Source organism: Fulvivirga sp. M361 (genome assembly GCF_007097395.1).
GTDB lineage: Bacteria > Bacteroidota > Bacteroidia > Cytophagales > Cyclobacteriaceae > Fulvivirga.
On the sequence record NZ_VKDC01000004.1, the window covers coordinates 178,106 to 189,344 of the forward strand.

The following is an 11,239-nucleotide window of genomic DNA, read 5'->3' on the forward strand; positions in this document are numbered from 1 at the left end:
GCTTTTATGTTACGCCAATTTATCTAATGAAGTTAAGTACCAGCTGTCAATCTCCTGCCTGACAATGCACGAAGAGATAAAGCCAAACTCATCAATGTAAGTACCGCACCTACAAAGAACGGCGCTCCCGGCAGGTAAAGGTCCCAGAGATTTTGGCCTGTAAAGTAAGCAAAAATAAGGGTCATCAACGGGGGGCCTGTAATAGAGGTCACACTGATCAGACTGGTGAGCCCTCCTTGAAGTTCTCCTTGCTCTGTGGGGGGCACTTCATTCGACATGATACCTTGTAAAGCCGGTCCGGCAATCCCACCCAACGTATATACCACAGTAAATGCAAACAGCATCCATTCCTGGTTAGCAACACCAAATAACACAAAGCCTATAGCGTAAAGTAATAATCCTATATATACTGCCCTGTTCTGTCCGAGAATAGGCATAAGCCACCGGATCAGCACTCCTTGGACAAAAGCTACCATCACCCCCACAAAGGTAAGTGAATACCCTATCCATGCAGGATTCCAGTCAAACCGTTCTTTGGTATAATAAGCCCAGGTACTTTGTGTAGCATGACCGGCTATGTAGATCAGCATCAGCGCTCCGGCCATACTTATGATTACGGGGTACTTCTTAAGCTGCATAAGAGTGCCTAAAGGGTTAGCTCGTTTCCAGCTGAATTTTCTCCGATTTTTCTTTTCTAATGATTCCGGTAAAATAAAATATCCATAGAGCCAATTAATAAGTGTAAGCGCAGCAGCAGCAAAAAACGGCACCCTGGAACCATACTGCCCCAGTAGTCCGCCTATTGACGGACCTATAATAAAACCAAGTCCAAAGGCTGCTCCGATCAATCCGAAATTTTTGGCCCGTTCTTCGGGTTTACTAATATCTGCTATATAAGCTGAGGCAGTTGTAAAGCTAGCCCCCATTATCCCCGCAATCAACCTGCCAACAAAAAGCCAAGCCAAGGTAGGGGCCCACGCTACAAAAAGGTAATCTACAGCAAAACCAAATAAGGAAATCAGTAATACGGGCCTCCTGCCAAACTGATCACTGAGTCCACCTAAAATAGGCGCGAATATAAATTGCATAATGGCAAATGAGAATATAAGCCACCCACCAATAGCCGCAGCCTCGCTGACAGAGACATCCGTTAACTCAATAATCAGGTCGGGTATCACAGGGATAATGATCCCTATGCCGGTAACATCAATAAGTAAGGTAACAAAAATAAAACCTAGTGCTGCTTTTCTGTTTTTCGCCATGGTGAGATTGTGAACGATTGAATTTAGGAAAAGTAATGACATGAGTGATGAATGGTAGTGTCATTTTTTTAAAGGCTTGCCATATTTATGAAATAGTGAATTTTAACTTTGGTAAAAAAGATGCCGTTATGATTGTAGACCTGCGCAGTGATACACTGACAAAACCCACTCCTGAGATGATGGAAGCCATGATGAATGCTTCCGTAGGAGATGACGTATTTGGGGAGGACCCTACCGTGAATGAGCTGGAAAAAAAGTGTGCCGAATTATTTGATATGGAAGATGCTATCTACTGTCCTTCAGGCACCATGACCAACCAGATAGGCCTTAACGTACTGTCACAGCCTTATGAAGAAGTAATATGTTATGAAGGTGCTCATATCTACCGTTATGAAGGCGGAGGTGTAGCAGGTAATAGTGGTTTATCTTTCCGTCTTTTAAAGGGCAACCGTGGCCGGTTAAATGTAGATGACATCAAAGCCAACATCAATCCGGATGACATTCACTTTCCTAAAACCTCCGTAATCGCTTTGGAAAATACCGTGAATAAAGGGGGTGGATGCCATTATCAGCTTGATGAAATAAGGCGGATCAGGGAACTGAGCATGGAGTATGGTCTTAAAATGCATTTGGATGGCGCTCGTTTGTTCAATGCCTTGGTGGAAACAGGAGAAGGTCCGGCAGCCTATGGCAAATGTTTTGATACTCTATCGTTATGTCTCTCCAAAGGGCTCGGTGCTCCTGTCGGTTCAGTACTCATAGGCAAAGCAAAGCATATTAAACAGGCCAGACGCGTGCGTAAATTTTTTGGCGGTGGTATGCGCCAGGCTGGCTACCTGGCTGCTGCAGGATTATATGCATTGGACCATCATGTAAATCGATTAAAAGAAGACCATTACCGTGCAAATGAAATTGGTAAAGCACTTATCGGACTAAACTTTGTAGACGAAGTATTGCCTGTAGATACTAACATTGTCATATTTCGCCTGGCAGATGATCTTACAGCCAATGATTTTCTTCAAGAGCTGTCTGGTCATGGAGTGAAGGCTGTACCGTTTGGGTCAAATGAGGTTCGTTTTGTCACTCATTTGGATTTTAATGATGAGATGCTGGAAAGGACCATTGAGATCCTGAAAAGCCTTAAGATCAAATAAGATGAATACAAAAGCCAACGATGAAAGCTTTATGTTGCTTTCACAGGCTTAAATGCATGCAATAATCCAGGTTTGAATCCATTAATAGCTTTACTGAATCTCTTCAAAAGTCAATCCCGCTTTTGCGTAATGTAATAGATAATAGCAGTAATAACGCTAAAGAAAATGGCACATATTGTCCATATGAGTTTTTCTGTATCAGAAAGCCGTTTATTTTGTGACCATACTTCGTAAATCACCCAAACGGCGGCAGCAACTCCCAGTAAATAAAATAATCCAGACATATTCTAAAATATCAAACTTTTGAGGTAAGTGCCAACTCTATTCCTTTATTATTTCTGTAAAGCTGTTTTTTTACTTACCAAATACACCCCTGACATGATAAATACAGCGTAGATAATGGTTTTTATATCCAATGAATCATTTCTGAAAGTAATGGCTATAACGGTGGCGATGACCGGCTGTAAGTAAATGTAAGTGCCGACAACTGAAGCATTCACATGTTGAAGTGCCCAGGTGTTGAGCAAGTACACTGAAAATGTAGCGCCAATAATTACATAGAAAACACTCATCCATGCCTGGAATGGTAATGTTGACCATTCGACTATACTTAATTCATAACCTCCAAATGGCAAACACATGAACATACCGATTAAAAAAGCCCACTTAATGACAGTCAAAGGTTTATATTTCAACATGAGGGGTTTAACCACAACCAGGTAAACGGCAAAGAAAGAAGCGTTGAGTAAGATGAAAAGGTCTCCTATAAGTGTACCGGATTCAAATGTAAATCCATCTTTCGTAACTAATAAAAATGCGCCGACAGCACCAACAGATACTCCCAGTATTTTGGGTCTGGTAAACTTTTCCTGACCCAGTACATTTGCCGTAACCAGCACAGCTATTGGTGTAAGTGTCATGATCACAGAGGCATTAATGGGGTTGGTGAGGCTTAAACCTTGAAAAAAACATAACATGTTGGCGGCCGCACCGAAGAACGCACATTGCACTAGCTTCCAGAAGTCTTCTTTGGCAATAAGTTCAGCAGGTTTGAAAGCACTGATACTCCAGAAAAGGGCAGTGGCAATAGCAATACGTAATACTATAAACCCAAAAGGGCCAATGTAGGCCGGCAATGCTATTTTGGCTATGGTATAATTAGCTCCATAGAGTAGCGCAACCGTAAATAAGGCAAAGTGTACTTTATATTTTGCAGGCACGGCCAAATCTACGGCTATTGAAAGTTGAAAATATTACCTTTATGAAAATTGTCCGTTTCAGCGCCTGAGAATCTTTGGATGCCAGGCTTATCTTGAATGTAGTATGTTTGATCTCAACTTACCACTTGCAGAACGTCTTCGTCCTTCCTCATTAGAAGAATTAATAGGTCAGGAACATTTGGTGGGAGAAAGCGGGATATTACGAAGAACCATTACCTCCGGCATTATACCTTCTATGATCCTGTGGGGCCCGCCAGGTGTAGGTAAAACTACCATAGCGAATATTATAGCCAATGAGGTAAAATCACCTTTTTATACACTCAGCGCGGTAAGTGCCGGGGTAAAGGACGTACGTGAAGTCATAGATAAAGCCAGGCGCCAATCAAAGGTCATCCTGTTTATTGATGAGATCCATCGCTTCAATAAATCACAGCAAGATGCATTGTTAGGCGCTGTAGAAAAAGGCATTATCACTCTGATTGGAGCTACTACCGAAAACCCTTCTTTTGAAGTAAATGCTGCTTTGTTAAGCCGCTGCCAGGTATATACACTTAAATCGTTGAATGAAAATGACTTATTGCTACTGGTAGACCAAGCATTGGCAAAGGACGAGCAGCTTGGTAAAAAAGAAGTAATCTTAAAAGAACATAAAGCCTTGTTTCAAATATCAGGCGGTGACGCTCGTAAGCTGTTGAACTTACTTGAGTTGGTCACAGATGCAGTAAAAGGAGACAAGGTGGAGATCACAGATGAACTGGTAAAAAATATTGCGCAACAGCGTGTGGCCATTTACGATAAAAGTGGCGAGCAGCACTATGACATTATTTCAGCTTTTATCAAGTCCTTGCGCGGCAGTGATCCCAATGCCGCCGTTTATTACCTGGCCCGAATGATAGAAGGTGGAGAAGATGTAAAGTTTATTGCCCGGAGAATGGTCATACTGGCTTCAGAGGATATTGGCAATGCAAATCCCACAGCTTTGGTAATTGCTACCAATGCTTTCCAGGCAGTGAATGTCATCGGCTATCCGGAAGCGAGGATTATACTGTCTCAATGTGCCACCTACCTGGCATGTTCGCCGAAGAGTAACGCAAGCTACATGGCTATTAATAAGGCACAAGCCCTGGTAAGGGAAACCGGGGACCTTCCTGTACCTATGGCTTTGCGCAACTCTCCTACCAAACTGATGAAAGACGCAGGCTACGGCAAAGGATATCAGTACGCACATGATCATAAAGGTAATTTTGTGGCGATGGATTTCTTGCCTGAAGAGATCCGGGACACCAAACTCTACGAACCGGGCCATAATGCACGTGAAGAGGAAATGAGAAAAAGGTTGAGGGCGTTATGGAAAGAGAAGTATGGGTATTGATTCTCCCGTACTAAACCTTATCTGAACAAGGCTGTGGCCATAGAACGTATTACATCTAAAAAAGGGAGTTGTAAATTTCCTTTTAAGCCGTGTTTATCCCTTATTTTAAAGGTATCCATTAACTCCTTTTTTAATTCTTCCCCCAGTTTGATGAAACCACTGTTACGATAATACCGTGTTTTAGGCTCCCCGCTTGAACCTCTGGATAATGCCTGATTGTAGAAGACGACATAGGCTGTTCGGTCTGTATCTGAAACATACAGAACCAGCTCCGTATATTCCCGGCTATAATCACCTAATAGTGGCTTGCTCTTTAATTCGGAAAGTTCATTTTGTCCAATTTCCTTAATGATCTTTGATACACCTCTTATCAATGTTATCCTTTCCTTTAACGTCACTTTTCGGTACCATTTTAAATCATATTCCGAATAGGGGAATTCACTCCATTTTTTATTCACTTTCCAGGCTACTGCCAGAATGATAGCCAGCTCCATAACCCAGGTTGCTATCAGGGCTTCCTGGTTGATCACAACTGACCCAATACTCCACGAGCCATACTCATACAGCACAGCTATATCTTGCAGCATAGCAAAGGGATTAAAAACATAATTAAGAAAATCTACAATAGTAAATGAAGAAGCTGTAATTAACCCGGGGTCACCAGATGCATTATACCATAGTACTAAGTAAGCTGCCCAGGAATAATACCAACTTAAGAACACGATGATAGCCATAGCCAAAAGCTCAATTTTCCAGGATCGCACATGACCAAGGCGAATCACGGGATATACCATCACTCCCAAAATGCTACCGAAAGCCGCTGTTATGATAAAATTGAAATAGATCACTGGGACGAACCATGTCAGTGTGCTGTATAGCACACCAAGCACGGGTAACACAGTGAGTCCAAAAAGCAATAGTATTATGTAGACTTTTAGTGAAAATAATCCGCTGGGTTGATACTGGTTCAAACCGATGTTTTGCATCTTCATAAAGTTTAGGACCTTTTAATGTAACAGATTATATAGTATTTATAAAGTGGGACAGGCTTTTCTTACTTTTGGTAGGTGATTTGATTGTATTTGACGCTCAACTGACTTGTTAAGCCCGATTTTGCACTTAACTTGCACGGCCTAACGGAGAAGACCCTAAGAAGACAGTAGATGGATACCAAAGTAAGAGTGGGCGGGGTGCCTGAACATTTTAACCTTCCCTGGCACCTGGCATTAGAAAATAATCTTTTTGAAAGAAGTGGTGCCCTTGTAGAGTGGATAACCTATAAGGAAGGTACCGGCGCTATGACCAATGCCCTCAAAAATGGTGACGTAGACTGTTGTGTACTGCTTACTGAAGGAATCATTGCTGATATTATTAAAGGAGGTACTTCAAGGATCATTTCAGGCTTTATAAAAACACCTTTGATCTGGGGTGTACATACTGGTGTACATAACACGCTGAACTATTATGGTGAAATTTTTGACCGGCAATATGCCATAAGTCGTTTTGGGTCAGGTTCTCATTTAATGGCCATGGTAGATGCCTATGGCAAAGACAAAACCCTGGCCAGCGAACAGTTTTCCGTTGTTAATAACCTGGATACTGCACTGGTCTCATTAGATAAAAATGAAACAGACGTTTTTTATTGGGAAAAATACACAACAAAACCGTACGTGGATGAGGGGAAATTGAAACGAATTGGCGAATACGTCACTCCCTGGCCATGTTTTGTCATTGCAGCCTCAGAAAAGGCATTAGACAGCAAAAGCAATGAGCTTGATATAATGCTAAAAACGATCCATTTCGTCTGTCAGCAATTTATGCGATCTATGGATGTAATAGACCAGGTAAGTGAACGCTACCACCAAAATGGAGAGGACGTGGAACGATGGTTCTACTCCACCGAATGGAGCACTGACAGGAATTTAAGTGAAAAGATGTTGGAAAATGTGATCTACACACTCATGAAAACCAATATTACCGATAAAATAGTAGATACCTCCGACCTGGTATTTCCCTTGTAAATCAGTGTACGATACTACACTCTTTGCAGAACTTCCGCTTTCCTACCGGTCGTTTTTTAGGCTTACGTTTATGTCCGAAATAGGAAGGGTCTGAATATTGAGGCTTTTGCATTTCGCGTTCCTTTTTTCGCGCCATTTTCGCATTAGCCTGCATTCGTTTGTCAAATTCCTTTATCTTTTGATCCATGTCCTTGTTAAAACTATTCCGGAAGGATTTTTTCTTTTGACGTTTTTTGATCTGGCGCACCTGCGTCTTTTCTTCTTTTGAAGAATAAGGCGAAAATGAATTTGGGTTGCTACTGCTTTTCTCTTCCTTTGATTGAGCATAAGAACTTGCTGAATAGACAAGGATAAGGAAGGAAGTTAAGATCAATAATCGCATGACACTTTTATTAAGAAACTCAAAAGTAATAGAAAAATTGCCTTTAAACCTATTCTGCTTCTTTGATTGTAATTATTTAGCCGTCCTGCTTTGAACCGATCAATGAGTCAAGTGCAGCATCTAAATCTTTGTATAGGAATGAATAACCCTCCTCTACTAACCTTTGGGGTATTACATTTCTGCTTTTCAGTATCAGTTCTGTTTCAGTACCTATTACCAATGCTCCCATTTCCAGCAACCATTTTGAGATTGGGATACCAAAAGGCACTCTGAGCTTCGTTCGGAGCAGTTTCATGAACGTTCGATTATTCAAAGGGTTCGGTGCCGTTAGGTTATAAGTACCCTTCATCTCATCGTTTCGTATCATGTGGTCCATTATAACACAGAAATCCTGAACATGTAACCAACTGATCATTTGATTACCGGGCCCCTGCCTTCCACCAAAACCAAGCCGGGCCAACCTCTTTAATGGAATAAATGCCCCTCCATCCTTACCCAATACAATACCAATCCTGGCAATGACCTTTCGCGTGTGTGGTAACTTGAAAGCATGAAAAGCAGCTTCCCATTTACAACAAACATCCACTGAAAACCCCGTACCTAACGCACCTTCATTCTCAGTCATTGCCGGCTCTAATGAGTGCCGATATATGGTAGCAGAAGATGCATTGATCCACACTTTTGGAGGTTCAGGGCAGCTTTGAATGGCTTCTCCGAGCGCATTTGTCGCTGCTACCCTGGAGTGATGGATCTGTTGTTTATTCTTTTCATTATAACGGCAATCCACTGATCTGCCATTCAAATTGATGACAGCATCTGCCCGGATCAATTCGTCTCTCCAGACTCCGGGGTTTTCAGCATCCCACAAACAATACCTGACATTGCCAAAATTTTCACGCAATTGCCGGGTAAGCAATACTAATTCTACTTCCTTACCTTGAAAGTGATTGATAAGGCTGGAACCCAGAAATCCTGTGCCCCCTGAAATAATGATCTTCTTCATCTATGTTTAATGCTAAGTTTGTAAGAAATATACCAGTAAAATGCTGCTATAAACCAGGGTACAATTAAGAACCAAGTGGCGCCGGCTTTATTGGCTAAAGAAATACCTGATACGCCTAATGCCACTGCCAATACGATATAGACAGTAGCAAGTTTCAGGTATAAAAGTAATGCAGTATCAGGTTGCCTTCTTTGAATGAACCATCCATTCAAATACTGTGTAGCTCCAAGTACAGCTTGAATAGTAAACAGAATTATCAGAAAGTCAGGATGGATAAAAACCGAGGCAAGCAGCAGAATAACCACAATTATCAAAAACATGGCCTGAAGCCAGAAGTTAAACCTGATCATGATGGGTGGGATTCTTTGTGGCGCGTTTGCGCAAATTGAAAAACATAAACAGGTTGAAGAAATGCATGCCTCCCAGTATTAAAATAATAGCCCCTAGTTTCAGGCTCAGTTTCTCTATTACAGCACGTGTAGTTTGGATATCATCCAGTATTTGAAGTGTATAAACAGCGTATCCAATATTGATGAGGTAAAAGCCTGTTACGAGTAACTTATTGACGCTATCTGCCAATAGTTCATTTCCATGGAATATATCAATCAGAAAGATCCGGCCATTGACAAATAACGTTTTCGCTACCCAAACCGTGAGGCCGATGGTGGCGGGTAGGTAGAGTGCATATGTTAAAATGATGTAATTCATAGTCTTAAAGGTTGTTTATTTTTCATTCATTATTTTCAATAACTTTTGAAAGTTAAAATCAAAAAAACTATTTTGTCCCGCTGATCAGGTAATATCCAAAATGTTTTCTGGTAAGGCCCAAAATCAGGGTAAGTAAGGGAGATTTCAGGTTATCCCATCGCTCTTTGCACATAGGTGCACCTCCGAAGATGAGCTGACGTGTCAGAAATGTTAGCACCGTAAAAGGAACATGTGCGACAGACGGAGCTACATTCCAGGACCTCTCTTCTATATGATAATCCTTAAAATTTAAGGCAAGGATAGATTTTTCTACATTCTTTATATTACCCAGTTCTGTGAGCGCCCAGGATTGGCACAGCTTGTTGTAAGCTCGACGAATAAAGAGTCCCATACTGGCATTACTCTTCAAAAAACCATCAGCAATTACGAAATGCCCTCCTGGTTTGAGTACCCGGTAAATCTCTTTAAATAGCCTGTATTTTGAGGCGCCGGGAGCGTAACAGCTGCTTTCTATAGCTAATACAGAGTCTACAGATGCATCTTCCAGAGGTATCGCACAATAATCTGCTTCAATGATTTGAATTTCCTTGTTACATTCCTGTACATTATTCAATTCTCTTGCCTGTTGTACTTGCCAGGGTACCAGTGTGAGCCCTATGAGTTGCAGATGCGGGAAGTTTGCACCGGCCGTTCTTAACGTTGCTCCTAGACCACACCCTAAGTCTACCAATGTACCATTGGAAACCCGATCTAATTTCAACCTTTTAAACACTTGCAGGTTCATATTCTCCAGCATGGCTTCCCTGTTGAACGGATTCATACCTTTTGAAAAGTACCCAAAATGCATATTGAATTTTTTGCTCCATGTTGCGTAATCAGGGCCGGCCTTTTCATAATAAGAAAGGAGTTCCTTTTTTCCCGTTCCTGATGTTTTAATTGGACGTTCTTTGACGTCAGTACAGATTGTTTTACAATAATTCATTTTTTTCAATAATTTTTGAAACAAATAGAAATAAAAAATTAAAGCTTAAGCAGCATTTTAAAAAACCAGTTTTTGTCGGACCGGGTGAATTTATCGAGCGCTCCATCTACTTTTAAAGAAAAGTCCTTCAGCTCACCTGTCATTTTTTTAAACTCTCTCACACTATCGGTATCACCTGTAACAGCCTGTACCTCATTCAGTACTCTAACGATGGGCTCTATTTCTCTCTTACGACGTTCTTTCGATACCTGCCTGGCCAGCTCCCATACATCTTTAATCGCCACGAAATGTTCTTTTCGCTCCCCGACGATCAACTCCTTTTGTACAATTCCCCAATCAATCAAAGCGCGGATATTCATATTTGCATTCCCACGGGATATTTGAAGCTCTTCCATAACGTCCTCTGTAGACAGCGGTTGCTTGGAGATCAGTAATAAGGCATGAATTTGTGCCATTGCTTTATTAATACCCCAACTTGAGCCTAATGTACCCCAGGCTTGTATGAATTTATGCTTTGCCTCGTCGTACTCCATGTTCCAAAGATATATAAATATTCTATACTTTCAATAATTATTGAAAGTATAGAATAAAAAAACAGGTAGTTATAAAAATTGAAGTATGTTTAACGGGATTTGGCTTGTAACATGGTTTGTTTCCTTCTGAACACCCAGGGAGTCACGATATCATCAGAAGCCCACAGACCAATTTGCTCTTTTTTTACCTTTTCCTGGATGGCCAATAGTTCAGTATCTTTTTTACGTTCCATAACCATGGCAAGGCCTTGTTCTAACAATAGTTTGTGCACTTCGTCACCATTTTTCAGCGTAATGTGCGCGAGTTTGTTTCCAAAAAAATCTTTTCCCTGATACTCAACGGTCACCTTCTTTTTCAGCAACAGTTTCTCCGCATATGCCTTGGCTTCCTCTGAAAAGGACTGCCCCAGCTCCGGTGCATCTACCATGCTTAACATTATCTTTACTTTTTCTTTCTCCGGATCGATAATCTCAAACGTATTACCATCCATCACGCTTATTACTTTTGCAGAAAACTCTTGGGCTTGAAGAAAAGAGAAGCCCAAGTAAATACAGATCATCAATAAACTTCTCATAGACATAACACTTTTTACAGTATATAC

14 protein-coding genes are annotated in these 11,239 nt (G+C 41.2%); 3 read left to right on the forward strand and 11 right to left on the reverse strand.

What is annotated here, in order from left to right; all coding sequences use genetic code 11:
* Positions 1 to 32: 32 nt before the first annotated feature.
* The gene (locus tag FNH22_RS04395) at positions 33 to 1,262 is read right to left on the reverse strand and encodes a TCR/Tet family MFS transporter (RefSeq protein ID WP_143397124.1); all 1,230 of its coding nucleotides are present in this window, start codon (positions 1,260 to 1,262) and stop codon (positions 33 to 35) included.
* Positions 1,263 to 1,390: 128 nt separating this feature from the next.
* On the opposite strand from FNH22_RS04395, the gene FNH22_RS04400 reads away from it, so the two are divergent.
* On the forward strand, positions 1,391 to 2,416 hold the full coding sequence (locus FNH22_RS04400; RefSeq protein WP_143397295.1) for a low specificity L-threonine aldolase: 1,026 nt from the start codon (positions 1,391 to 1,393) through the stop codon (positions 2,414 to 2,416).
* 110 nt (positions 2,417 to 2,526) lie between these two features.
* Here FNH22_RS04400 and FNH22_RS04405 read toward each other — a convergent pair whose 3' ends face one another.
* Together FNH22_RS04405 and FNH22_RS04410 are read right to left on the reverse strand one after the other, a co-directional pair.
* Positions 2,527 to 2,700 (reverse strand): PLDc N-terminal domain-containing protein, encoded by a 174-nt coding sequence (locus tag FNH22_RS04405; RefSeq protein ID WP_143397125.1) that lies wholly within the window; start codon positions 2,698 to 2,700, stop codon positions 2,527 to 2,529.
* Positions 2,701 to 2,748: 48 nt separating this feature from the next.
* Positions 2,749 to 3,636: a DMT family transporter gene (locus tag FNH22_RS04410; RefSeq protein ID WP_143397296.1), complete on the reverse strand. Its 888-nt coding sequence runs from the start codon at positions 3,634 to 3,636 to the stop codon at positions 2,749 to 2,751.
* 103 nt (positions 3,637 to 3,739) lie between these two features.
* Here FNH22_RS04410 and FNH22_RS04415 point away from each other — a divergent pair, with 103 nt between their 5' ends.
* Entirely contained in the window at positions 3,740 to 5,008 is a 1,269-nt protein-coding gene (locus FNH22_RS04415; RefSeq protein ID WP_143397126.1) for a replication-associated recombination protein A, read from the forward strand.
* Positions 5,009 to 5,025: 17 nt separating this feature from the next.
* Here FNH22_RS04415 and FNH22_RS04420 read toward each other — a convergent pair whose 3' ends face one another.
* Positions 5,026 to 5,994: a hypothetical protein gene (locus FNH22_RS04420; RefSeq protein ID WP_143397127.1), complete on the reverse strand. Its 969-nt coding sequence runs from the start codon at positions 5,992 to 5,994 to the stop codon at positions 5,026 to 5,028.
* Positions 5,995 to 6,171: 177 nt separating this feature from the next.
* On the opposite strand from FNH22_RS04420, the gene FNH22_RS04425 reads away from it, so the two are divergent.
* Positions 6,172 to 7,029: a uracil-DNA glycosylase gene (locus FNH22_RS04425; RefSeq protein ID WP_143397128.1), complete on the forward strand. Its 858-nt coding sequence runs from the start codon at positions 6,172 to 6,174 to the stop codon at positions 7,027 to 7,029.
* A gap of 1 nt (position 7,030) precedes the next feature.
* On the opposite strand, the gene FNH22_RS04430 is transcribed toward FNH22_RS04425, so the two are convergent.
* The 7 genes from FNH22_RS04430 to FNH22_RS04460 form a co-directional block, all read right to left on the reverse strand.
* Positions 7,031 to 7,411 carry a hypothetical protein gene (locus FNH22_RS04430; RefSeq protein WP_143397129.1) on the reverse strand — a complete coding sequence of 127 codons (381 nt, stop codon included), beginning with the start codon at positions 7,409 to 7,411 and terminating at the stop codon, positions 7,031 to 7,033.
* Positions 7,412 to 7,487: 76 nt separating this feature from the next.
* Complete coding sequence (locus FNH22_RS04435; protein ID WP_143397130.1) at positions 7,488 to 8,414, reverse strand: TIGR01777 family oxidoreductase; 927 nt, start codon at positions 8,412 to 8,414, stop codon at positions 7,488 to 7,490.
* Complete coding sequence (locus FNH22_RS04440) at positions 8,411 to 8,734, reverse strand: hypothetical protein (protein WP_143397131.1); 324 nt, start codon at positions 8,732 to 8,734, stop codon at positions 8,411 to 8,413. Before FNH22_RS04440 ends, FNH22_RS04435 begins: the two co-directional genes overlap by 4 nt.
* A 16-nt stretch (positions 8,735 to 8,750) precedes the next feature.
* On the reverse strand, positions 8,751 to 9,122 hold the full coding sequence (locus tag FNH22_RS04445) for a hypothetical protein (protein ID WP_143397132.1): 372 nt from the start codon (positions 9,120 to 9,122) through the stop codon (positions 8,751 to 8,753).
* Between the two features lie 67 nt (positions 9,123 to 9,189).
* Positions 9,190 to 10,104: a class I SAM-dependent methyltransferase gene (locus tag FNH22_RS04450; protein ID WP_143397133.1), complete on the reverse strand. Its 915-nt coding sequence runs from the start codon at positions 10,102 to 10,104 to the stop codon at positions 9,190 to 9,192.
* A 38-nt stretch (positions 10,105 to 10,142) separates the two neighbouring features.
* On the reverse strand, positions 10,143 to 10,637 hold the full coding sequence (locus tag FNH22_RS04455; protein ID WP_143397134.1) for a GbsR/MarR family transcriptional regulator: 495 nt from the start codon (positions 10,635 to 10,637) through the stop codon (positions 10,143 to 10,145).
* Between the two features lie 89 nt (positions 10,638 to 10,726).
* A complete protein-coding gene (locus FNH22_RS04460; protein WP_185154074.1) occupies positions 10,727 to 11,212 on the reverse strand; it encodes a thermonuclease family protein in 486 nt (161 codons plus the stop codon).
* Positions 11,213 to 11,239 lie beyond the last annotated feature (27 nt).